Source organism: Streptomyces sp. A0958 (genome assembly GCF_004795035.1).
GTDB lineage: Bacteria > Actinomycetota > Actinomycetes > Streptomycetales > Streptomycetaceae > Streptomyces.
The window spans coordinates 54,480-76,143 of the sequence record NZ_SSBK01000033.1 but is presented as its reverse complement, the minus strand read 5'-3'; the positions used below and the strand labels follow the sequence as shown (position 1 = coordinate 76,143).

General features: G+C 70.5%; 19 protein-coding genes. 15 read left to right on the top strand and 4 right to left on the bottom strand.

Annotated features, from left to right (window positions below; translation table 11 throughout):
- Positions 1-111: 111 nt before the first annotated feature.
- Together E6P78_RS33620 and E6P78_RS26160 are read right to left on the bottom strand one after the other, a co-directional pair.
- Positions 112-801 (bottom strand): hypothetical protein, encoded by a 690-nt coding sequence (locus tag E6P78_RS33620; RefSeq protein ID WP_240799381.1) that lies wholly within the window; start codon positions 799-801, stop codon positions 112-114.
- Between the two features lie 117 nt (positions 802-918).
- A complete protein-coding gene (locus tag E6P78_RS26160; protein WP_240799380.1) occupies positions 919-3,456 on the bottom strand; it encodes a hypothetical protein in 2,538 nt (845 codons plus the stop codon).
- A 594-nt stretch (positions 3,457-4,050) separates the two neighbouring features.
- Between E6P78_RS26160 and E6P78_RS26155 the strand changes: the two genes are divergently transcribed.
- The 9 genes from E6P78_RS26155 to E6P78_RS26115 all read left to right on the top strand — a co-directional run bounded on the left by E6P78_RS26155 (position 4,051) and on the right by E6P78_RS26115 (position 11,802).
- Complete coding sequence (locus tag E6P78_RS26155; protein ID WP_136206104.1) at positions 4,051-5,079, top strand: IS110 family transposase; 1,029 nt, start codon at positions 4,051-4,053, stop codon at positions 5,077-5,079.
- A gap of 32 nt (positions 5,080-5,111) precedes the next feature.
- Positions 5,112-6,389: an alpha/beta fold hydrolase gene (locus E6P78_RS26150; RefSeq protein WP_136206103.1), complete on the top strand. Its 1,278-nt coding sequence runs from the start codon at positions 5,112-5,114 to the stop codon at positions 6,387-6,389.
- Positions 6,390-6,401: 12 nt separating this feature from the next.
- On the top strand, positions 6,402-7,073 hold the full coding sequence (locus E6P78_RS26145) for an MBL fold metallo-hydrolase (protein WP_136206102.1): 672 nt from the start codon (positions 6,402-6,404) through the stop codon (positions 7,071-7,073).
- Positions 7,074-7,121: 48 nt separating this feature from the next.
- Positions 7,122-7,901: an exodeoxyribonuclease III gene (locus E6P78_RS26140; protein WP_136206101.1), complete on the top strand. Its 780-nt coding sequence runs from the start codon at positions 7,122-7,124 to the stop codon at positions 7,899-7,901.
- Positions 7,902-8,027: 126 nt separating this feature from the next.
- The gene (locus tag E6P78_RS26135) at positions 8,028-8,468 is read left to right on the top strand and encodes a DUF6278 family protein (RefSeq protein ID WP_136206100.1); all 441 of its coding nucleotides are present in this window, start codon (positions 8,028-8,030) and stop codon (positions 8,466-8,468) included.
- A 134-nt stretch (positions 8,469-8,602) separates the two neighbouring features.
- Entirely contained in the window at positions 8,603-9,346 is a 744-nt protein-coding gene (locus E6P78_RS26130) for an amino acid ABC transporter ATP-binding protein (RefSeq protein ID WP_136206099.1), read from the top strand.
- A 14-nt stretch (positions 9,347-9,360) separates the two neighbouring features.
- A complete protein-coding gene (locus E6P78_RS26125; RefSeq protein ID WP_136206098.1) occupies positions 9,361-10,272 on the top strand; it encodes a glutamate ABC transporter substrate-binding protein in 912 nt (303 codons plus the stop codon).
- 16 nt (positions 10,273-10,288) lie between these two features.
- On the top strand, positions 10,289-10,933 hold the full coding sequence (locus E6P78_RS26120; protein ID WP_136206097.1) for an amino acid ABC transporter permease: 645 nt from the start codon (positions 10,289-10,291) through the stop codon (positions 10,931-10,933).
- Complete coding sequence (locus E6P78_RS26115; RefSeq protein ID WP_136206096.1) at positions 10,930-11,802, top strand: amino acid ABC transporter permease; 873 nt, start codon at positions 10,930-10,932, stop codon at positions 11,800-11,802. Before E6P78_RS26120 ends, E6P78_RS26115 begins: the two co-directional genes overlap by 4 nt.
- A gap of 117 nt (positions 11,803-11,919) precedes the next feature.
- On the opposite strand, the gene E6P78_RS26110 is transcribed toward E6P78_RS26115, so the two are convergent.
- Positions 11,920-13,203, bottom strand: a complete 1,284-nt coding sequence (locus E6P78_RS26110; protein ID WP_240799379.1) for an Ig-like domain-containing protein — start codon at positions 13,201-13,203, stop codon at positions 11,920-11,922.
- Positions 13,204-13,383: 180 nt separating this feature from the next.
- Between E6P78_RS26110 and E6P78_RS26105 the strand changes: the two genes are divergently transcribed.
- From E6P78_RS26105 to E6P78_RS26085, 5 genes are read left to right on the top strand one after another with little or no spacing between them, the layout of a single operon-like run.
- Positions 13,384-14,541 (top strand): peptidoglycan bridge formation glycyltransferase FemA/FemB family protein, encoded by a 1,158-nt coding sequence (locus tag E6P78_RS26105; protein ID WP_136206095.1) that lies wholly within the window; start codon positions 13,384-13,386, stop codon positions 14,539-14,541.
- On the top strand, positions 14,538-16,229 hold the full coding sequence (gene murJ, locus E6P78_RS26100) for a murein biosynthesis integral membrane protein MurJ (protein ID WP_136206094.1): 1,692 nt from the start codon (positions 14,538-14,540) through the stop codon (positions 16,227-16,229). The genes E6P78_RS26105 and murJ overlap by 4 nt, the downstream gene beginning before the upstream one ends.
- A 60-nt stretch (positions 16,230-16,289) precedes the next feature.
- On the top strand, positions 16,290-16,973 hold the full coding sequence (locus E6P78_RS26095) for a response regulator transcription factor (RefSeq protein WP_136206093.1): 684 nt from the start codon (positions 16,290-16,292) through the stop codon (positions 16,971-16,973).
- Positions 16,970-18,406 carry a HAMP domain-containing sensor histidine kinase gene (locus E6P78_RS26090; RefSeq protein ID WP_136206092.1) on the top strand — a complete coding sequence of 479 codons (1,437 nt, stop codon included), beginning with the start codon at positions 16,970-16,972 and terminating at the stop codon, positions 18,404-18,406. The genes E6P78_RS26095 and E6P78_RS26090 overlap by 4 nt, the downstream gene beginning before the upstream one ends.
- Positions 18,403-18,933 carry a hypothetical protein gene (locus E6P78_RS26085; protein WP_136206091.1) on the top strand — a complete coding sequence of 177 codons (531 nt, stop codon included), beginning with the start codon at positions 18,403-18,405 and terminating at the stop codon, positions 18,931-18,933. The genes E6P78_RS26090 and E6P78_RS26085 overlap by 4 nt, the downstream gene beginning before the upstream one ends.
- Positions 18,934-18,950: 17 nt before the next feature.
- Here E6P78_RS26085 and E6P78_RS26080 read toward each other — a convergent pair whose 3' ends face one another.
- The gene (locus E6P78_RS26080; RefSeq protein WP_136206090.1) at positions 18,951-19,694 is read right to left on the bottom strand and encodes a hypothetical protein; all 744 of its coding nucleotides are present in this window, start codon (positions 19,692-19,694) and stop codon (positions 18,951-18,953) included.
- Between the two features lie 104 nt (positions 19,695-19,798).
- Here E6P78_RS26080 and ggt point away from each other — a divergent pair, with 104 nt between their 5' ends.
- A complete protein-coding gene (gene ggt, locus E6P78_RS26075) occupies positions 19,799-21,607 on the top strand; it encodes a gamma-glutamyltransferase (RefSeq protein ID WP_136206089.1) in 1,809 nt (602 codons plus the stop codon).
- Positions 21,608-21,664 lie beyond the last annotated feature (57 nt).

Here is a 21,664-nt window from a genome sequence, read left to right as displayed (position 1 = left end):
TCCCGGCACGACTCCCACACGTCCTCGCCGACGCTCTCCCCAGCCCACTCACCCTGCATGAACACAAGACTGGCCCCACTCCACCCGGAGCGGGGCCAGAACCCAACATTTTCAGCAATCTTCTAGGACGGGATCGTCGGCGCGCTGCAACGCCGGCCGCCGGGGATAGTCGGTCGACAGCGGCAGCAAACTGAAGTGCCTTACGGCCGGCCGGACCTGGTAGTCCGCAAAGTCTCCCAGGGGTGAAAGGGACGAGCGGAGCGATCCCCACAGCGACTTGTTCTGCTCCCGCCGCGGGAAGAGCACGTCGAGGTCCTCCTCCGCAGGAGCCTGCCCGATCGGAGGGCAGGCGTGTGGATGCCTGACCGCGTTTGCTTCCTCGCCGGTGACGGCTCCAGCACGGTGCGCCAAGGTCACAACGCGTGTAGCCGCTTCGCACAGCAGCCCGTTCCGTGAGGCATGCGCGGGCGAATCGACCGCGCCGTAGGAGTACGTGAGGAGCCGCCGAGCGACTGTCCCGAGGAGGTCGTGCTTGCCGTCGTCCTCGCTGCGACGGGCCAGGACTCCATAAGCAACCCACACCAGACGCTCGAAGAGGTAGGGATCATCGATCTTCTCCGCGTCCTCGTGGAGGAATCTGTCCAGGAGGGAGACGAGAACGTCTCCGTGCCCCAGAAGCAGCTGCACCAGGGCCTTGGTGGCCCGGTCGCGCAGGAACCGGTTGGAGGACGTGAGGGTCCACACCAGTGTCGTGGCGGCCAGCCGGACGACTTCCTCGTGGTCGGCTCCGGCCGTCTGCACCGGTCGACGGGTCCGGTCCCCGAGCCGACGCCGGACCGTGAGGGATGCAGGGTGGAGATGGCGCGGGGTGGGGTACTGCTCGGCCCAGCGCAGCAGCCGGTGCAGTGCCGTGACGTCTCACAGCAAGGAGTAGGTCTCTACGCCCCACCACGCGTCGCGCTCGGGCCGCGGTTTCCGCAGCAGCACCCGGTGGAGGCGGTCGGCGTTCAACAGATGCCCCGGCTCGGCGGTGACCGCTACCGCCGCCTCTAGCACGTCGGAATTGCGTCCGTGGCGTGCGGCGGTCTCGTTGAGGAGCTCGATGGTGCGTTCGTTGACGCTGCGTGTGCTGCGCAGTGGAAGCGTTTCCAGGAAGCTGCGTGCCAGCCGGTAGCCTCGTGCGTCCGCGCGTCTGCCGGGGCCAGCTGTGGCCTCTGCGGATGTGGGAGAGGCGGCCAGCAGGTCGATGAGTTCCCTCCCGGTTTGTTCGGGCAGGAGAATCGACGCTGCTTCCTGGTAGTTCGGGGCAGCCTGCCTCAGCCAGCTTCGCAGCGCGGAATCGGCGGTCAGCGGGTGTCCTTCGCGTAGCGCGTCGATCTCGTCCTGGTGGGCAGCGAAGACCGACCGTACAACGCGGTCGTCGCCGAACGCCTGGTAGGGGAAACCGATACCGGTGGCCTGGTCGGCCCTGTAGGTCCGCTCGTTGGACACCAGGCCCTGGGCTAGGAGTTGCCCGAGCATCGTGGCCGGCCACGACGTGGCCGCCGGTGCGTACGCGTCGACAAGAGCGCGGGCTTCATCACGTGGCAGCACGGAAAGCCGTGCGGCGGCCATGCGCGCCGCCAGGGCGTCCACCGCACGGTGCACGGGCCGCTCTAGGGGATCGAGTCCGAGCCGGGAGCAGATGGTCTCCGCACGGTGGTCGACATAGGCGTCGAACACCGCGCTCCGGTCACGCGGATGGCCGCCCGAGCCGCCAGGCTCCAGGCTCTTGCTCAGACTGTCCGCGTACAGCTTTACGAACAAGGGGTTGGTGAAGACCGAGGCCGGCAAGGGAGTGTTGGGAAGAACCGCCGCCACATCCCGCAGGTAGCTCTCCAGCCCCTCCATCTCCCGTCCTGCAAAGCCGGAGTACACGGAGACTGGCGCATCGAAGCGATCAGGCACGACGATCGACTTGAAGGTCGAGCGGCAGGACGCCAACAAGGCGATGTGCTGGTACCCGGCCAGACGCACCTGCAGCGCGAGCAGTTCGCTCTTCCAGTTCCCGGCGTCGTCGGAGTCATTGAGCGCATCGATGATCAAGAGGAAGCGGCAACCGCTTGCCGCGCCAGCGGCGTCCATCGCCTGGAGGAAGTCCCGCTCGGCAAGCGGCCCCAGGCCACGCTTCTGCGCGACCTCACTCAGCGTGTTGTGCCCGGTGAGCTCCTGCCCGAACACCACCAGCGCCGGACGGCCCTCGTCTACGGCCCGCCGCGCGGCGTCGACCAGCAAGTGCGTCTTGCCCTGCCCTGCCTCCCCCAGGAGCAACCAGGTCTTCTTCTCCGCTGCCTGGGCAGCGGAACTCCGCAACAAGCCGTCCAGGCGCTCACAGGCGTCGAAGGCTCGAGCCAGAGCGCGCTCGCACACCCATTGCACGCTCTGCACCGCGGTCACCGGAGCGTTTGCGCCCCGTCCGGCCGCAGGTATGGCGTCGTCGCTTTCACGCTCTTCCTCGGTGAACCGGTCAGCCAGGTCCTTGAACTCACCCAGCTGCTCCAGCATGTCCTCCACCACAGCAGAACTCTGCTCGGCGGGGAAACCGAACGTTGCGGATGCAGCGGACACGTCGTGGACCAAGGTGTGGGCGCCTTCCCGCAACGCGGGCGTCCACGCGTGCACCCACCGCGCCAGCGCCTGATGGTCGGGGCTGCTGGCCGGCGCGGGATAGCTGTCGTACCAGCGTGTCATCTCGGAAAGGAGGGTCACCACAGCGGCCTGCAGATCCCGGGATCGCTGGACGCCGTGCCTCATGAACTCCTGCGGCAGGGCGCACGCATCCGCCACACGCGCAAGGGGCAACGCCACATGATGCTCGGGTGTGTACCGCGCCTCGGCCAGACGCTCAGCAAGCGTGACCTGTTCCCCGAACCACTCGCTGCCCAGCGCCCGCCGTTCGAAGAAGAACCACTGACGCCCCTCATTTCCAGGCCGGGTCAACCGCTCCAGCAGCTCACCGCCACCGACGTAGCGGATGTCCACGTCGGCAAGACCGGGCAAGTCCTTCTTCCACAGGGCGACGTTGCTGTTCCACCGCTCCCTCGCACCGGTACGCGCCCTCCCGCGCGGGGTGACAGGGGTGGGGTCGGAGAGGTCGAAAGGGGTGAGGAACTCCAGCCGGACGATCTTCCGGTTCGCGATGTTCTCACCGACTGTCTTGGCGCTCTTCTTCGCCTGAGGGATGAGATCGTCGATGTTGTGGACGAACTTGACCTGGTATCCGTGCGCAGCACTGCCATCAGGCGCCTGGTCATACCATTCGACGCCGCCGTCCGGAGCAGCAGTCTTGATCGTCTCCCAGTCCGGAGGCGCCGGCGTCCGGAGCTGGAAGCAGAGTTCCTCGAACGCGCGATGCTGGCTTCCATCCCATTCGCGGATGCTCTGCCAGTTGTGTGCCCTGCTGTCGTTCGATGCCACTGCCGTCCTCTGACCGTCCCGCCGCCCCACTGTGTGCGTGTCGGATCTCAGCGTAGAGGGCTGCGCTGACACACCAACTCCCCCTGTGCCGATGGACCGGCAGCTCGGTGAAGATCAGGCGCAGGAAGCCCGTTGTAGCCGGTGCCGACCTGGGCGCTGCTGGCCACGAAATACCGGTCAGAAGTGGACGAGAGCCAACGCATTGTCGGCGTGTTCAGTCAAGTTGAGCGTCGGTTCGGCCGAAGTCATCCGCCAGTGATCGAGTCATACCGCCGTACCCCGATCGATGCGACGGTTGTGCAGCGCCATCCCGGACGGGGTCTGACTCATGAGACTTATGACCGAAGTGTCCAGTCACGGGCCTGTCGACTGTCGTAGCGGGATGGTGCTTGCTGTCACCGAGCCACAGGGCGTGTCCCCATAGGGGCTTTGCCGATGATCAGGCGCCATCACAGTTCAGACCGCCCGGGCCAGTGTCGACTACTCAGCACGTTATGACGCGGAAGGTGAACCACCATGACCAGTAGGACGAGTAGAAAGCACAGTTCCTCCTCCGATACGGATCCGCCCGTTCGGCGCGAGGTCCTCCTGGGCGTGGACACGCACGGCGAAGTCCATGTCGCGGCCGTCATCTCCCCGCTGGGAAAGATCCTGGCCACCGAGTCCTTCCCAGCGACGGCGGCCGGCTACCGGCAGCTGCTCGTCTGGGCCCGCAAACGGGGGACGGTACGCCGGGCGGGTGTGGAGGGAACGGGCACCTTTGGCGCGGGCCTGTCCCGATATCTGCTCGCTCAGCAGATCCAGGTGTTCGAAGTTAACCGGCCCGACCGCTCGGCCCGCCGTCTGCTCGGCAAGTCGGACCCGCTCGACGCCCAGGCCGCCGCGCGAGCCGTGCTCAGTGGGCGCGCCCGGGCCCAGGCCAAATCCGGCGACGGACCCGTGCACAGCGCCCGGATCTACAAACTTGCCAAGGACTCCGCGGTCAAGGCCCGCACCCAGGCGATCAACCAGCTCAAGGCCGTCCTGGTCATCGCCGACCCCGCCCTGCGGGAACGAATGTCCAGCCTCGGCAACGCCGAGCTGTTCCGCACCTGCGCGCGCCTTGGTCCACCCGACGGTGGGGGAGACGAGAAGGCGGTGACCCAGGCCACCCACATGACGTTACGCATGCTCGCCGAGCGCATCGAACAGCTCACCGCTCAGATCAACGAGCTGACCCAACGCCTGACCCGGCTCGTCGAACTCCACGCTCCACAGCTGCTCGAACCGGTGGGCATCGGCCCGGACAGCGCCGTCACTCTCCTGATCACCATGGGAGACAACCCCGAGCGGCTGAACACTGAGGCGTCCTTTGCTGCCCTTTGTGGAGTCAGCCCCATCGAGTACTCCTCCGGCCGGCGAAGAACGCGTCGGCTCAACCACGGCGGCGACCGCCAGGCCAACGCCGCCCTGCACCGCATCGTCTTCACCCGACTACGCCACGACCCACGAACCCAGGCGTATTGCGAACGCCGCACCCAGGAGGGAAAGACCCGACGTGAGATCATCCGATGCCTCAAGCGATACGCCGCCCGCGAGGTCTTCAACCTGGTCAGACCGGTGTCTCGTACCCCCGTTTCATAGGGGCGTCTGTGAGACGTGAGAGGGTGCGGGGCGTGAGTGATACACCGCCGAACACCCTGCAATACCGCTTTGACGGGCCAGAAGACGCCCCGGTCCTGGTCATCGGCCCCTCACTGGGTACTACATGGCACATGTGGGACAGACAGGTACCCGAGCTCACCCAGCACTGGAGGGCCTTCCGCTACGACCTTCCCGGCCACGGCGGGGCGCCCGCCCGGCCCGCGAGCGCCGTCGGAGAGCTCGGCGACCGGTTGCTGGCCACGCTCGACGGGGTCGGGGTCCAGCGCTTCGGCTACGTGGGGTGCTCGATCGGCGGGGCGATCGGGGCCGACCTCGCCCTGCGGCACCCGAACCGGGTCGCCGCGCTCGCGCTGGTGGCGTCATCGCCCCGGTTCGGCAGCGCGGACGAGTTCCGTCAGCGCGGGGTCATCGTCCGTACCAACGGCCTGGAGCCCATGGCGCGCGCCGCGCCGGAGCGCTGGTTCACGCCCGCCTTCGCCGCCGCGCAGCCCGCCATCGTCGAGTGGGCCGTCCAGATGGTGCGGACCACCGACCCCGGGTGCTACATCGCCGCCTGCGAGGCCCTGGCCGCGTTCGACATCCGTACGGAGCTGGCCCGCATCCCGGTCCCCACGCTCGTCCTCGTCGGGGCGGAGGACCGCGTCACCGGGCCCGGTGACGCGCGCACCCTGGTCGCGGGCATACCGGACGCCCGCCTCGCCCTCGTGCCCGGCGCCTCCCACCTGGCCCCCGTCGAGCAGCCGGGGGCGGTCACCGATCTGCTGCTCACGCACTTCTCGGCCGCCTGGCAGGACACGCAGGCGGCGATTCCCATGCCGCAGTCCGTGCCCCGGCTCTCCGCCCCCGTGCTGCCCGTCGCGGAGATCGGGACGGCCGCCAAGGAACCGGAGGCCGCGGCCGGCGGGCGGGCCGATCCGTACGCGCCGGGGATGCGGATTCGGCGCGAGGTGCTGGGCGACGCGCAGGTGGACGGGGTGCTGGCGGCCGCCGACGACTTCACCGGGGAGTTCCAGGAACTGGTCACCAGGTACGCCTGGGGCGAGGTGTGGAGCCGCGAGGGGCTGGACCGGCGGGCCCGCAGCACCGTCACGCTCACCGCGCTGGTCGCCTCCGGACGGCTGGAGGGGCTCGCCGCGCACACCAGGGCCGCCCTGCGCAACGGGCTCACACCCACCGAGATCAAGGAGGTGCTGATGCAGACGGCCGTGTACTGCGGGATTCCGGCCGCGAGCGCCGCGTTCACGATCGCCCAGTCGGTGATTCAGGCGGAAACGACGCCCCCCGCGTAGCAGGATGGACAGATGAACACCGAGAACACCGAGAACACCGGGTCCGTCGCGCTCACGCTGACCAAGAAGTCGCACTCCTGCATCCGCCTGGAGAAGGGCGGGCGCACGCTCGTCATCGACCCGGGCGGGTTCTCGGAGCGGGACGCGGCCATCGGCGCCGAAGCGATCCTGGTGACGCACGAGCACCCCGACCACTTCGACGAGGAGCGGCTGCGGGCCGGTCTGGAGGCCGACCCGGCCGCGGAGATCTGGACCCTGCGCAGCGTGGCCGAGCAGCTGAGCGCGGCGTTCCCGGGGCGCGTGCACACCGTCGGCGACGGGGACACCTTCTCGGCCGCCGGGTTCGACATCCAGGTGCACGGCGAACTCCACGCGGTGATCCACCCGGACATCCCGCGCGTCACCAACGTCGGCTTCCTGGTCGACGGCTCGGTCTTCCACCCCGGTGACGCCCTGACGCTGCCCGGCCGGCCGGTCGACACCCTGATGCTCCCGGTGATGGCCCCCTGGAACAAGATCTCCGAGGTCATCGACTACGTCCGCGAGGTGAAGCCCCGCCGGGCCATCGACATCCACGACGCGCTGCTCACCGATCTCGCCCGCCCGATCTACGACCGGCAGATCGGTGAGCTCGGCGGCGCCGACCACGGCCGGATGACACCGGGCGACTCGACGGGCCTGTGACGGCCGCCGCCCCGGCGGCTGTCAGTGGCAGGCGCTAGGTTTACGTACATGCGCATCGCCACCTGGAACGTCAACTCGATCACCGCCCGTCTGCCGAGGCTGCTGGCCTGGCTGGAGAGCAGCGGCACGGACGTGCTGTGCCTCCAGGAGACCAAGTGCACGGCCGAGCAGTTCCCCACGGACGCCCTGCGCGAGGCCGGCTACGAGTCCGCGGTCAACGCCACGGGCCGGTGGAACGGGGTCGCGCTGATCTCCCGCGTAGGCCTGTCCGACGTCGTCATGGGCCTGCCCGAGGGGCCCGTCTACGAGACCGCGCAGGAGCCCCGCGCGATCAGTGCGACGTGCGGTCCGGTGCGGCTGTGGTCGGTGTACGTGCCCAACGGCCGCGAGGTCGCCCACGAGCACTACGCGTACAAGCTCCGCTGGCTGGAGGCGCTGCGCAAGGCGGTGGCAGCCGACGCCGCGGGGCCGAACCCGTTCGCGGTGCTCGGTGACTTCAACGTGGCCCCGACCGACGAGGACGTCTGGGACCCGGCCCTGTTCGAGGGGGCCACGCATGTCACCCCCGCCGAGCGGGAGGCGCTTGCCGCGCTGCGTGAGGAGGGGCTGTCCGATGTGATGCCCCGCCCCCTGAAGTACGACCGCCCCTACACCTTCTGGGACTACCGCGAGCTGCGCTTCCCGAAGAACAAGGGCATGCGGATCGACCTCGTCTACGGAAACGCCCCCTTCACCACCGCGGTGCGGGACAGCTACGTGGACCGCGAGGAGCGCAAGGGCAAGGGCGCTTCCGACCACGCCCCGGTGGTCGTCGATCTCGACCTCTGAGCCCGCCCCGGGCCCCCGCCCCTCCCGCCCGGGTGAACGCACGGTGACCGTGAGCTGTTCAGCACTCGAACGACAGGCCGCGCGCCCTGTGGTGCCAGAGCCGACCGGGATGCGACCCTGAGCGGTATGAACATCCCTTTCTTGGACAACTGGCGTAAGCGTCACGAGGAGGCGCGGGAGGCGGGGCTCGCGGCTGCCGTCGACGTCGATCCGGAAGGTGTGGCCGCGCTGCTCGCCGAGTGCGAACTGCTCCGGGTCCGGGTGGGGCAGCGCGGTATCGAACTGGACGACAGCCCCGCCTCGTTGGAGGCGCTGGACCAGCTGTCGCCGCGCTGGCGCGACGACCCGGAGGAGCTGCCCTGGCTGGGCAACGACGCGGGCCTGTACCTCGGTACGGTCCTGGTGCGCAATGTCCCCGGGGCGCTCTGGCACATCTGGCCGAGCGGCCGGCCCGTCGTGCGGCTCGCGTCGGGCCGCGAGATCGATGTGGTCGAGGCCGGTCTGGACTGGGCGATGTCCGGCAGCCCCGAACTGTCCCAGGTGTACGCGGAGTCCGCCGAGGGCTGACCCACCCGCCCGGCGGACCGTGCGAAGAGATTAAAAGCCTTATGCCCCATTGATGCGTGTCGGGCGGGAAGTCCCTTTCCGGGCTGGTTAGTTTGCGCTGACCTCGACCGAGCGACAAGGGGGTAGGGCAGCGTATGGCCGTCGATCCGTTGATCGAGCTGCGAGACGTCAATAAGTTCTACGGGAAGTTGCACGTACTGCAGGACATCAATCTCACCGTCGGCCGCGGGGAGGTGGTGGTGGTCATCGGCCCGTCCGGCTCCGGGAAGTCGACGCTCTGCCGGACGATCAACCGGCTGGAGACGATCGAGTCGGGCCACATCACCATCGACGGCGAACCCCTCCCCGAGGAGGGCCGGGGGCTGGCCCGGCTGAGGGCCGAAGTCGGCATGGTCTTCCAGTCGTTCAACCTCTTCGCGCACAAGAGCGTGCTCGCCAACGTCTCCCTGGCCCAGGTCAAGGTCCGCAAGCGGAAGAAGGACGAGGCCGACCAGCGCTCCCGGGAACTGCTCGGCCGCGTCGGACTCGCCGAGCACGCCGACAAGTTCCCCGCCCAGCTCTCCGGCGGGCAGCAGCAGCGCGTGGCCATCGCCCGCGCCCTCGCCATGGACCCGAAGGCCCTCCTGTTCGACGAGCCCACCTCGGCCCTCGACCCGGAGATGATCAACGAGGTCCTGGAAGTGATGCGGCAACTAGCCCGCGAGGGAATGACGATGGTCGTCGTCACCCACGAGATGGGCTTCGCCCGCTCCGCGGCCAACCGCGTCGTCTTCATGGCCGACGGCTGCGTCGTCGAGGACCGCACCCCGGAGGACTTCTTCACCGCCCCGGAGAGCGACCGGGCCAAGGACTTCCTGTCCAAGATCCTCAAGCACTGACGGGAGGCCCTGAGTTGCGTACGAGGAAAGTGCTGGCCGCCTGCGCCGGACTGCTGCTCGCCGTCCTCGCCGCCGGCTGCGGCAAGGACGGCAGCCCGCCGGTCAAGGGGCCGAAGGCCGGGGAGCTGCCCGTCTACAAGGTCGACACCGGCTTCCGGCTGCCGGACTCCAGGACCTGGAGGAACGCCAAGAAGCGCGGATACCTGCGGGTGGGGGCCAAGGAGGACCAGCCCTACCTGGGCGAGAAGGACCCCGCGAGCGGCGTCTACTCCGGCTTCGACATCGAGATCGCCCGGATGATGGCGGCGTCCCTCGGCTTCGACCCGAAGACGATCCGGTTCAAGACGATCGCCTCCGCCAACCGCGAGACGGCCCTGCAGAACGGGCAGATCGACTACTACGTCGGCACCTACACCGTCAACGACATGCGCAAGAAGCTCGTCGGCTTCGCCGGCCCCTACTACATGGCGGGCCAGGGACTGCTGGTGCGCACCGACGAGGACGACATCCACGGCCCCCAGGACCTGGCCGGCAAGACGGTCTGCTCGGCGGCGGGCTCGACCCCGTACCAGCGGATCGCCGCCGACTACCCCAAGGCGAAGCTGGTCGCCTACGACACGTACTCGATCTGTGTCGACAACCTGCTGACGTTCCAGGTCGACGCCGTCACCACCGACGACGCGATCCTGCTGGGCTTCGCCGCCAAGGCGCCCGACGAGATGAAGGTCGTCGGCAAGCCGTTCTCCGAGGAGCCCTACGGCATCGGGGTACCGCGCAGCGACAACGTGCTGCGCCTCGCACTCGACGACGCGCTGGAGGCCAACGAGAAGAACGGCAACTGGAAGAAGGCGTTCGAGGCGACGCTCGGCCTGTCCGGCGCACCCGCGCCCAAGCCGCCGCCCATCGACCGCTACCCGGCGAACTGAGAGGACGGCCGATTCCATGGACGTACTCACCGACAACTTCTCGCTCTACGGCAAGGGCTTCCTCGGGACCGTCGAACTCACCGTCTTCGCCTCGATCCTGGCGATGGTCCTCGGCTTCGTCATGGCCTCCTTCCGGGTGGCGCCCGTCGGCTCGCTGCGGGTGATCGGCACGGTCTGGGTGACGGTCCTGCGCAACACCCCGCTCACCCTGCTCTTCTTCGCCGTGCTCCTGGGCCTGCCGCGCTTCGGCCTGGTGCTGCCGTTCAACGTCTTCGCCGTCCTGGCGCTCGGCTGCTACACCTCGGCGTTCATCTGCGAGGTGGTGCGCTCCGGCATCAACACCGTGCCCACCGGGCAGGGCGAGGCGGCCCGCAGCCTCGGGATGACCTTCGGCCAGACCCTCGGCACCATCGTCCTGCCGCAGGCCTTCCGCTCGGTGATCCCGCCGGTCGGCTCGACACTCATCGCGCTCGCCAAGAACTCCGCGATCGCCGGAGCGTTCAGCGTCACCGAACTGCTCGGCACCTACAAGACGCTCAACGAGCTGGGCTACAGCATCATCTGGACCTTCGTCTGGATCGCCGTGGGCTACCTGATCATCACCCTGACCATCAGCGCGCTCTTCCACGTGCTGGAAAAGCGCTGGGGAGTCGCCCGATGACCGCCCACTCCACCCCCTCCGCGACCGTCCTCTACGACATCCCGGGGCCGCACACCCGCAAGAGGCACCGCCTCTACGGGATCGTGTCGACCCTCGTGATCCTCGCCCTGATCGGCTGGGTCGTCCATCTGCTGTTCGACACCGACCAGTTCACCAGTGCCAAGTGGGCGCCCTTCGAGTACAAGGGCATCCAGGAACTCCTGCTGCGCGGACTCGGCAACACCCTCAAGGCGTTCGCGTACGCCGCGGTCCTCTCGCTGGTCCTCGGGGCCGTCCTCGCGGTGGGGCGCCTGTCCGAACACCGCCCGGTGCGCTGGGTCGCGACGGTCCTGGTCGAGTTCTTCCGCGCCATGCCCGTCCTGGTGATGATCTTCTTCGTCTTCGTGGCGCTGAAGGTACAGCCGCTGCCGGCGCTGGTCGCCGGGCTCACGCTGTACAACGGCTCGGTGCTCGCCGAGGTGTTCCGCACCGGTATCAACTCGGTGGAACGCGGCCAGCGCGAGGCGGCGTACGCGCTCGGCATGCGCAAGACGCACGTCACCACCTACGTACTGGCGCCGCAGGCGGTGCGCGCGATGCTGCCCACCATCATCAGCCAGCTGGTGGTGGCCCTGAAGGACACCTCCCTCGGCTACCTGATCACCTACGAGGAGTTCCTGCATGCGGGCAAGCTCATCGCCTCCAACCTGGACTACGATCTGCCTTTCATCCCCGTGGTGATGGTGATCTCACCGATCTACATCGGGATGTGCATGCTGCTCTCCTGGTTCGCCGCCTGGGTGGCCAGGCGGCAACGGCGCAATCCGAAGACGGAGGCGGTGGACGTCGGCCCGGCCCAGCCGGGAACGCTGATGACGGGAGCGCGGTAGTCACGGGAGCGGTGTCCGACCGGCAGCAGCCGGTGATCACTTCTCGCGCGGCGGTACGGACGCCCCCACGGGTCCGTGCGGCGCGGGAAGAAGGTCAGCTGCGAGCCGGCCGGGCCGTCAGGCGAGAGCGCTCCTGGCCTGCCAGTCGGCCCAGGACACGTTCCACGCCCCGTAGCCGTTGCCCTCCGCGACCGTACCCTTGGCGTCCGCGCCGGTGATCTCGAACGGGTCACCGACGTGGGCCTGCCGGTAGAGGGAGGCGGCGTCGGCGTCGCTCATGCCGACACACCCCGAACTGTGGTTGGCCCGCCCGAAGTACGCGGCGTTCCAAGGCGCGGCGTGGGCGTACATGCCCGACCAGGTCAGACGCATCGAGTAGTCGACCATCTTGTCGTAGGTGTGGCCCAGGCCCACCGTCTCGGAGCGCATGTTGATCGTGCCCTCCTTCGCCATCAGCACGGCAGTGCCCCGCCACGACGCCTTGTCGCCGCCCGGCGTGCCGGCCGACATCGGCACGTCCATGACCGTCCTGCCGTCCCGCCGCAGCGCCAGCCGGTGGCGGTCGAGGTCCACCTTGACCACCTGGCTCGCGCCCACCGTGAACGTCGTCGCGTAGTCCCGTACGAAGAAGCCGCCGGACGGGCCCGAGTCGACGCCGTTCAGTTGGGCGTCGAGCGTGATGCGCGTACCGGACTTCCAGTACTCCTTGGGGCGCCAGTCGACGCGGTCGCGGCCCGAGTAGTCGCGCAGCCAGCCCCAGGAGCCCTCGGTGTCGTTCGAGGTGGACACCTTGAGCGCCTTCTCGACGGCCGCCTTGTCCTTCACCGGGTTGTCGAACACGATCGACAGCGGCTGGGCGATGCCGACCGTGGTGTTCTTGCCGGGCGCCAGTGTCAGCTTGTTCACCTTGACCGCCGGCGCGGTCGTGAACGCGGCCGTGTCGCTGCCGCCCGCGGTGTCCCGCGCGTCGACGCGGTACGCGGTGCCGGGCGCCGCCACCCGGTCGGACGTCCAGGTCCGACCGTCGGCGGATATCCGGCCGCTGAGCGCCTGGCCCCGCGTGGCCGAGACGGTGACCTCGCGCAGCTTCCCGGCCGCCAGCGTCACGGTCACCGGCTTGCCCGCGGCGGCCGCGGTGCCGTGCAGGTTCACCGAGATGTCGGCCCGCGCCGCCTTCGACGGACCGGCGCCCCCTCCCTTGCCGGCGTCGCCCCGGTCCGAAGCGGCGGCCCCGCCGGAGCAGGCCGTGAGCGTGACGCCGAGCACCGCTGTGCCGGCGATCAGCGCGAGCCGGGCGGGGCGCGGCGGGCGCACCGGTGTCAGAAAGGCGCAGAGCGCGGGAATCGCGGGAATCAACGGAAAAACCTCCAGGGCCTTGCTCGGTCGTCGGTGGAGAGGCATGCACCGGAGCTTAAGTTCCGTAAATCCGTGGAAAAGCAGGAATTCCTTCTGTGACAAGAAGCGCAGCGCAACGGTCATCGTCCGGTCACATCCGGCGCGCGGACCCGTCATGGACCGCTGTGAGCATCCTGTGCAGCCCCGCAGAGCAGACCGCGGGGCCCACGAGGGAGGGCCACGGACATGTCAGCGCTGCTCGCGACCGGAGACCGCAGCCGTGAACTACGCATACACGGCCTCACGGCGGACGAGCACCGCGCGCACCTGGCCACGCACGCGGACGCCAGCTTTCTGCAGTACCCGTCGTGGGCGGGCGTGAAAGAGGGATGGACGTCCGAAAGGCTCGGCTGGCACGACGACGACGGCGTGTTGAGCGGCAGCGCACTCGTCCTCTACCGGCAATTCCCGGGCACCCGGAAATACTTCGCCTACCTTCCGGAAGGGCCGGTCACCGACTGGGCCGACCCCGGTATGGACCGGTGGCTGCGACCGCTGCTCGCCCACCTGCGCGCGGCCGGGGCATTCGCCGTACGCATCGGGCCCTCGCCCGCCTACCGCCGCTGGGACACCCCCCGGCTCAAGGCCGCGACAGGCCCCGGCCGCGCCGTCGGCGACGTCCTGGCCAGCGAGGTCGACCCGCTCGGCGCCGCCGTCGCGGACCGGCTGCGGGCGCGCGGCTGGCGGCGCTGCGGCGGGGACGGCGACGACGCGGACGCCCAGCCCAGGTACGTCTTCCGGGTGCCGCTCGCCGGGCGCGGCACCGAGGACCTGTGGGCCGGGCTCAACCAGGAATGGCGGCGCAATGTGCGCCGGGCGCGCAAGGCAGGGGTGCGCATCGTGACCGGGAGCGCCGCCGAGCTGCCCGAGTTCCACCGGCTGCTGCGGATCACCGAGGAACGCGACGGCTTCCGGCTCGGCCGCTCCCTCGCCTACTACCAGCGCCAGTACGCCGCGCTCAACGCCGAACAGCCGGGCCGGATGAAGCTGTGCCTGGCCGTGCACGAGGGCGAGATCCTGGCCGCGCACACCCTCATCAGCACCGGCCGGCGGGTCTGGTACCAGACCGGCGCCTCCGCCGACCACCGCCGCGAGGTCCGCCCCAGCAACGCCCTGCAGTGGCAGATGATGTGCGACGCCCGGGACCGCGGCGCGGAGGTGTACGACATGCGCGGGGTATCCTCCACGCTCGATCCCGACGACCGCCCCTTCGGGCTGCTGCGCTGGAAGTTCGGCACCGGCGGGCAGGTCGTGGAGACCCTCGGAGAATGGGAGACATCGGTGGGCGGAGCCGCCAACAACACGCTGTACCGGGCGTTCCAGGCCTACCTGGCGCGCCGGTGACGGCCGCGGACGCCGCCCCCGCGGCACCCGCCCCCGAACAGCCCGGGAGCCGCGGCTCCGGCTCGGTGCTGCGCAGCGGCGCCGTCATGGCCGCGGGCTCGGTCGTCTCGCGGGCGACGGGGTTCATACGCTCGGCGGTCGTCGTCGCCGCGCTCGGCACCGGACTGCGGGCCGACGGCTACACGGTCGCCAACACCGTGCCCAACATCCTCTACATGCTGCTGATCGGCGGCGCCCTCAACGCGGTCTTCGTCCCCGAACTCGTCCGGGCCGCCAAGGAGCACAGCGACGGCGGCGCCGCCTACACCGACCGCCTGCTGACCCTGTGCACGGCGGGGCTGCTCGCCCTCACCGCGCTCGCCGTCATCGGCGCGCCGCTGATCATTTCGGTGTACGCCCCCACCTACGACGGCGAGCAGGCCGAACTCACCATCGCCCTGGCCCGCTACTGCCTGCCGCAGATCCTCTTCTACGGGCTGTTCACGCTCCTGGGACAGGTGCTCAACGCCCGCGACCGGTTCGGCGCGATGATGTGGACGCCCGTCCTCAACAACCTCGTGATCATCGCGGTGTTCGGGCTCTACCTCTGGACGGCCGCGACCTCGGACGGCACGCTCACCGCCGCGCAGGCCCAGTGGCTGGGCTGGGGCACCACGGCGGGCATCGCCGTGCAGAGCCTCGCGCTGGTGCCCTCGCTGCGGGCCGCCAACTTCCGCTGGCGGCCCCGGTTCGACTGGCGCGGCAACGGGCTCACCCGGCCGCTGCGCGCCGCCGGCTGGCTCGTCATGCTCGTCCTGACCAACCAGGCCGCCTACTGGGTCGTGACCCGGCTCTCCACCGCGACCGGCCAGCACGCCGTGGACCAGCACGTCGCGGGCGGCGCCGGGTACACCGCGTACAGCTACGCCTACCAGCTGTGGGTGGTGCCGCAGGGCATCGTGACCGTCAGCCTCGTCACCGCGCTGATGCCCCGGATGAGCCGGGCGGCGGCCGGCGGCGACCTGGCCGGGGTGCGGCGGGACCTCTCGTACGCGCTGCGCACCTCCGCGGCCGTGGTCGTCCCGGCCGCCGCCCTCCTGCTGGCGCTCGCGCCCTGGGTGATGGGATCGGTCTTCGGCTACGGACGCACCGGGCCCGCGGACATCACGGTGATGGCGGGCATGATGGCCGCGTTCGCCCCCGGGCTCATCGCCTTCTCCGGGCAGTACGTGCTCTCCCGGGGCTTCTACGCGATGAGCGACACCCGCACCCCCTTCCTGCTGAACCTGGTCATCGCCGCCCTCAACGCCGGTCTCTGCGTCGTCGCCTACCTGCTGCTGCCCCCGCGCTGGGCGGTGACGGGCATGGCGGGCGCGTACTCGGTGGCCCTGCTCAGCGGCTTCGCCGTCACCGCGTACGTCCTGCACCGCAGGCTCTCCCCGCCCGGTGCGGCGCGCCCCGCGCTCACCCGCTCGCCCGGGGTGTGGGCGCACGTGCGGCTGATGGCCGCGTGCGTGCCCGCCGGGCTGCTGGCGTACGCGGCGGCCCGCGCCGTCGACACGGAGGGGTCGGGGCTCGGGGACCTCGCCGCGCTGGCAGCCGGGACGGCCGTTCTCGTCCTGGTCGTGGCCCTGCTGGCCCGTCCCCTGCGGCTCACCGAGGTGAGCGCCGCGCTGAACGCCGTAAGCGGCCGGCTGCGGCGCACCTGAGCCGGGACCGGACCGCCCGCCCGTTCGAATCCACTCCTTGACCGCTGGGATACTGACGCCATGCCTCGCGTGCTGCTGATCGAAGACGACCCCTCCGTGCGGGAAGGGGTCGAACTGGGGCTGCGCAGGCGCGGACACGACCTGCGGTCCGTCGGTACGGGCGAGGCGGGGCTCGACGCGCTGGGGGAGTTCCGGCCCGATCTGGTCCTCCTCGACCTGATGCTGCCCGGCATGAACGGCGTCCAGGTCTGCCGCCGCATCCGCGAGACCAGCCAGCTGCCCGTCATCATGCTCACCGCGCGCGGCGACGACTTCGACGTCGTGGTGGGCCTGGAGGCGGGCGCCGACGACTACATCGTCAAACCCGCCCGCACGGAGGTCATCGAGGCCCGCATCCGGGCCGTGCTGCGCCGGCTCGCCGCCCCCGCAGGACGCGGCGGCCCCGAGTCGCACGGCGAGCTGACCGTCGACCGCGCGGGCCTCGCCGTCGCGAAGGCCGGCGAGCGGCTGCTGCTCGCCCCCTCCGAACTGAAGCTCCTGCTCCACCTCTCGGCCTCGCCCGAGCAGGTCTTCAGCCGCCAGCAGCTCCTCGAATACGTGTGGGAGCACAGCTACCACGGGGACGCCCGACTGGTCGACGCCTGCGTGCGCAGGCTGCGCCAGAAGGTCGAGGACGTGCCCGGCAGCCCCCGCTACATCCAGACCGTACGAGGCTTCGGCTACCGCTTCGGACCCCTCACGTGAAGCTGTTCGCCGCCCGGTTCGGCCTGCGCACCCGGTTGATCGCGGCGTTCCTGTTCGTCGCGGCCGTCAGCGCCGCCACCACCGCCGCCCTCACCTACCGCGAGGCACGCTCCGCGATACTCCAGCAGGCCCAGGACACCGCCGTCGCCCAGTTCCGGGACCGGATCAGCGCCCAGGCCGTCACCCTGCCGCCGGACCGGGACCAGCTGCGCCAGGTGTGCCTGCGGCTGGCCCGGGAGGGCAAGGCCCGCACGTGGACCGTCTTCGCCGAATACGGGGACCTGCGGGTCTCCTCGTCGGACCGGCCCTCATCCGGGGTGATCACCGCCGGCCTGCGCACGGCCGCCCGCGACAACGCCCACGGCTCGTTCCAGCGGGTCGTCAAGGACGGCACGCCGTGGCTGACCGTCGGCATGCCCACCCTCTTCGACCGGGGCGACGGCAGGCAGCCCACCGGCCTCGTCCTCTACGCCGTGATGCCGCTGTCCACCGAGGAGGCCAACGTGGCCGCGATGGTCACCGCGGCCCGCGACGGCGCCCTGCCCGCCCTGCTCATCGCCCTGGTGCCCGCCCTGCTCGCCGCCCGCAGCGTCCTGCGCCCGGTACGCGACCTGCGCCGGGCCGCCGCGGGCATCGGCCGGGGCGAACTCGACACCCGCATCACGGTGCGCGGAGCCGACGAACTCGCCGATCTCGCCTGGACGTTCAACGAGTCCTCGACCAAGCTCCAGGAGTCCGTCGACGAGCTGCGCCGGGCCGAGGAGCGGGCCAGGCGCTTCGCCTCCGACGTCTCCCACGAACTGCGCACCCCGCTCGCCGGCATGCTCGCCGTGACCGAGGTCCTGGACGAGGACGCCGGCGAGCTGCGCCCCGACACCGCCGCCGCCGTCCGGCTGATCAGCGCGGAGACCGGGAAACTCGCCACACTGGTCGAGGACCTGATGGAGATATCCCGCTTCGACGCCCGGGCGGCCGACCTGCACCTGGACGAGGTAGATGTCGCCGAGACCGTACGCAAGACGCTCCAGGGCCGCCGCTGGGAGGACCGGGTCACCACCGAACTCGCCGATGGCGTACGGGCGGTGCTCGACCCGCGCCGCTTCGACGTGATCGTCGCCAACCTGGTCGGCAACGCCCTGCGGCACGGCACCGAGCCGGTCACCCTGCGGGTGCGCACCGGTCGGCGGGACGGCGGGGACCGGCTCGTCGTGGAGGTCGAGGACAGCGGACCCGGCATCGAGGAGGCCGTGCTCCCGCACATCTTCGACCGGTTCTACAAGGCCGACGCGGCGCGCACCCGGTCGGCGGGCAGCGGACTCGGCCTCGCCATCGCCCAGGAGAACGTCCGGCTGCACGGCGGCACCGTCCTCGCGGCGAATGCTCCCGGCGGCGGTGCGGTGTTCACCGTGGACCTGCCGATGGGGGAGCGGTGAGGGGCGGGCGCGCACTCGGCGCGCTGCTGCCCGTACTGCTCCTCGCCACCGGCTGCGGCATCCGGGCGACCGACGTGGTGGAGGCGGGTGAGCCGGCGACGGTGGAGGTGGCCCCGGCCGGGCAGCTCGGCACCCTGCTGTACTTCGTCTCCTCGTCCTCGGCGTCCCGGCTGCTGCCCGTCGTCCGGACCGCAGATCCGCAGGACTACGGCAAGGGAAAGGCATGGGAGGACGACCGGCCCGCCGGGGCACCGGCCACCCTCGCCCTGCTCTTCGAAGGACCCAACGCGTCGGAACGGGCGGCGGGCCTGCGCTCGGAGCTGCCCGTGGGCGGGGTGAAGGCCGGGGTCGAGCTGAGCGCGCAGGGGGTGCAGGTCACTTTGAGCATCCGGGTTGCCGGGCTCTCCCAGGCGGCCCGCCAGCAGCTCATCTGCACCGCGGCCCGGGCCCGTACCGCCGACCGCACCGAGGCCGTCACGGTCACCGGCACCGACGGCGTCATCGGCCCGGAGCATTGCTCCGTCTGACCGCGCCGCGCCCCGTCTCAGCCGGCGGCGCGGTGCGAGGTGCGCGGGGCGGGCGCGGGGGACTGGGCCGCGCGGGTCACATCGGCGACCAGTTCGACCACATCCGGACCGTACGCCTGGGAGTTGACGACCTTCAGCAGCAGGCAGAAGGTGTTGTTGCCGTGCTTGCGGGCGAGGCGTTCGTGGTTGCGGGCCAGGTAGCGGGAGGCCGCCTGGTTGGTGATCGCCTGCTGCCCGCAGAACAGGAAGACCGGCCTGGCCTCCTGACCGGTCGAGAGCCGGGCGAGCAGCACGTACTCGCTGACCCCCTTCTCCGCCCGGTAGCGCTCGGTGCCGATCTGGAAGGCGTTGCGGTCGGGGCCGGGCTCCGGGTCCGTGTTGATCCGCACCCCGGGGAGCAGTGAGTGCAGGTGCGCGGCCATGCGGCGGTTCGACACCGGTCCGCCCACGCAGAACTCGGTCCGCTCGCCGATTCCCTGCTGAGCGATGTCGTGGGACAGGATCTGGGCGTGCGCCGAGCAGTCCTTGATCAGTGCGGACAGTTCCAGCAGGGCGAAGACGTCGTGGCGGTGGACGGAGCCCTCGCCGCCCGCGTCCCGGTTGACGACGAGCAGGCACTCGGAGTTCCCCGGCAGACCGAAGAACGCCTGCTTGCGGCGGAGCTTGCGACGCCAGAGGTAGGAGCGCGCGAGCCAGCCGAGGGCTGCGCTGATACCGGCGGCTATCACGCCCAGCACGATATTGCGTACGTCGTCAGTCATGGGCGGGCATGTTAGCGGGCATTCGGCCTCAAGTTCGAGGCGGTCCTGACGGGGCGGCAGGGGCGGCGTTACCCTGCGCGGACGATCCTTCACCGGAGGTGCGTATGCGACGTTCCGTCAGGCGGAATGTGTCGTTGTCGGCGATTCTCGCCGCTGTCGTGTCGGTCGGGGCCGCCGCCCCGGCCTCGTCCGCCCACCCGGCCGCACCACCGCCCAAGTCGCCCGTCGCGGTGGGATACGGGGGCGCGGTCTCCAGCGTCGACGCGGACGCCACGGCCGCCGGCATCGAGGTGTTGCGCAAGGGCGGCAACGCGGTGGACGCCGCGGTGGCGACCGCCGCCGCGCTCGGGGTGACCGAGCCGTACTCGGCGGGACTCGGCGGCGGTGGCTACTTCGTCTACTACGACGCCCGCACCCGGACCGTCCAGACCATCGACGGCCGCGAGACCGCCCCGCGCAGCGCGGACTCCTCCCTCTTCCTGGAGAACGGCAAACCGCTCGCCTTCGATGACGCGGTGACCAGCGGGCTCGGCGTCGGTACCCCCGGCACGCCCGCCACCTGGGACGCGGCGCTGGACGCCTGGGGAAGCACCTCGCTGCGGCAGGTCCTCAAGCCCGCCGAACGGCTGGCCCGGGACGGCTTCGTCGTAGATGAAACGTTCCGCTCGCAGACGGCGGGCAACGAGGACAGGTTCCGCGACTTCCCGGCCACCCGGAAGCTGTTCCTGCCCGGCGGGAAGCTGCCGGTGGTCGGCTCGGTCTTCAAGAACCCGGACCTCGCGCGTACGTACGAGGAGGTCGGCCGCAACGGCGTCGACGAGCTCTACCGGGGCAAGCTGGCCGACGAGGTCGTACGGACCGTACGCAATCCGCCCGTCGACCCCGCGTCCGACCGGGTGGTGCGGCCCGGCGGCCTCACCGCGAAGGACCTGCGCGCCTACCGCGCGCTGCGGCAGGCGCCCACGAAGGTGAACTACCGGGGGCTCGACGTGTACGGCATGGCGCCGTCCTCCTCCGGCGGTACGACGGTGGGCGAGGCCCTCAACATCCTCCAGTCCACAAGCCTTTCGCGGGTGAGCGAGGAGCGGTACCTCCACCGCTACATCGAGGCGAGCCGCATCGCGTTCGCCGACCGGGGGCGCTGGGTCGGTGACCCGGCGTTCGAGGACGTGCCGACCAAGGGCCTGCTGAGCCGACGGTTCGCGGACTCCCGGGAGTGCCTGATCAAGGACGACGCGGTGCTCGTCAGCCCGCTCGCGCCGGGCGACCCGCGCCACCCGGGCGACTGCCGGTCCACCGGCAAGGCCGCGCCGACCACGTACGAGGGCGAGAACACCACCCACCTGACGACCGCCGACAAGTGGGGCAACGTCGTCGCCTACACCCTGACCATCGAGCAGACCGGCGGCAGCGGCATCACGGTCCCGGGGCGCGGCTACCTGCTCAACAACGAGCTGACGGACTTCTCCTTCGCACCGGCCGACCCGGCCGTCCACGACCCGAACCTCCCGGGACCGGGCAAGCGCCCGCGCTCGTCCATCTCGCCGACCATCGTGCTCCGGCACGGGCAGCCGGTGCTCGCCCTCGGCTCACCGGGCGGCGCCACCATCATCACCACCGTGCTCCAGTCGCTGATCGGCAAGGTCGACCGGGGGCTCCCGCTGGTGGACGCCATCGCGGCGCCCCGCGCCAGCCAGCGCAACACGGCGGCCACCGAACTCGAACCGGCGCTGTGGAACAGCCCGTTGCGGGCCCGGCTGGAGTCCCTGGGCCACGTCTTCACCCTCAACCCGGAGATCGGGGCGGCGACCGGTGTGCAGCGGCTGCCCGACGGACGGTGGCTCGCCGCCGCGGAGAAGGAGCGGCGCGGCGGCGGCTCGGCGATGGTGGTGAGGCCGAGCGGGCGGCCCTGACCGCCCGAACCCGACAGGGGGGCGCACGGCGGCTCAGGCCGTAAGGAACATCTCCTC

Bases quoted from the DNA above. Each gene is read 5' to 3' on its own strand.
- E6P78_RS26095 (WP_136206093.1), top strand. From the start codon at position 16,290: ATGCCTCGCGTGCTGCTGATCGAAGACGACCCCTCCGTGCGGGAAGGG.
- E6P78_RS26120 (WP_136206097.1), top strand. From the start codon at position 10,289: ATGGACGTACTCACCGACAACTTCTCGCTCTACGGCAAGGGCTTCCTC.
- E6P78_RS26105 (WP_136206095.1), top strand. From the start codon at position 13,384: ATGTCAGCGCTGCTCGCGACCGGAGACCGCAGCCGTGAACTACGCATA.
- E6P78_RS26135 (WP_136206100.1), top strand. From the start codon at position 8,028: ATGAACATCCCTTTCTTGGACAACTGGCGTAAGCGTCACGAGGAGGCG.
- E6P78_RS26130 (WP_136206099.1), top strand. From the start codon at position 8,603: ATGGCCGTCGATCCGTTGATCGAGCTGCGAGACGTCAATAAGTTCTAC.
- E6P78_RS26080 (WP_136206090.1), bottom strand. From the start codon at position 19,694: ATGACTGACGACGTACGCAATATCGTGCTGGGCGTGATAGCCGCCGGT.
- E6P78_RS26110 (WP_240799379.1), bottom strand. From the start codon at position 13,203: ATGCCTCTCCACCGACGACCGAGCAAGGCCCTGGAGGTTTTTCCGTTG.
- E6P78_RS26140 (WP_136206101.1), top strand. From the start codon at position 7,122: ATGCGCATCGCCACCTGGAACGTCAACTCGATCACCGCCCGTCTGCCG.
- E6P78_RS26145 (WP_136206102.1), top strand. From the start codon at position 6,402: ATGAACACCGAGAACACCGAGAACACCGGGTCCGTCGCGCTCACGCTG.
- E6P78_RS26115 (WP_136206096.1), top strand. From the start codon at position 10,930: ATGACCGCCCACTCCACCCCCTCCGCGACCGTCCTCTACGACATCCCG.
- ggt (WP_136206089.1), top strand. From the start codon at position 19,799: ATGCGACGTTCCGTCAGGCGGAATGTGTCGTTGTCGGCGATTCTCGCC.